The following is a 695-nucleotide window of genomic DNA, read 5'->3' on the forward strand; positions in this document are numbered from 1 at the left end:
CCCGCGAGGGTCAGCAGGTACGGCAGCTCGCCGACGGCCGGGAAGCGCACCCCGCCGAACAGCTCGACCGGGTGCCGCCCCTCGAAGGCGCTGAGATCCAGTTCCGTGGGCTGTGCGAAGCGTGAGAAATTGTTGACGCAGAGCACCAGGTCGTCCTCGTACTCCCGCAGGAAGGCGAGGACGGCGGGGTTGGAGGAGGGCAGCTCGGTGTAGGAGCCGAGGCCGAAGGCCGGGTTCTGCTTGCGGATCTCGATCATCCGGCGGGTCCAGTGCAGCAGCGAGGACGGCGAGGCCATGGACGCCTCGACGTTGCTGACCTGGTAGCCGTAGACCGGGTCCATGATCGTGGGCAGGAAGAGGCGTCCGGGGTCACTGGAGGAGAAGCCGGCGTTGCGGTCGGGGGTCCACTGCATCGGCGTGCGCACGGCGTCGCGGTCGCCGAGCCAGATGTTGTCGCCCATGCCGATCTCGTCGCCGTAGTAGATGATCGGCGAGCCCGGGAGGGACAGCAGCAGCGCGGTGAACAGCTCGATCTGGTTGCGGTCGTTGTCCAGCAGCGGGGCGAGCCGGCGGCGGATGCCGATGTTGGCGCGCATGCGGGGGTCCTTGGCGTACTCCGCCCACATGTAGTCGCGTTCCTCGTCGGTGACCATCTCCAGGGTCAGCTCGTCGTGGTTGCGCAGGAAGATGCCCCA

General features: G+C 67.9%; 1 protein-coding gene. It reads right to left on the bottom strand.

Features of this window, described 5'->3' with window-relative positions; all coding sequences use genetic code 11:
* Positions 1 to 695, bottom strand: a 695-nt coding sequence (locus F1615_RS35455) for an alpha-glucosidase C-terminal domain-containing protein (RefSeq protein ID WP_208818485.1), incomplete at both ends; no start/stop codon positions are given.

Origin of the sequence: Streptomyces marokkonensis (assembly GCF_008312835.1) — a bacterium.
Classification (GTDB): Bacteria; Actinomycetota; Actinomycetes; order Streptomycetales; family Streptomycetaceae; genus Streptomyces; species Streptomyces marokkonensis_A.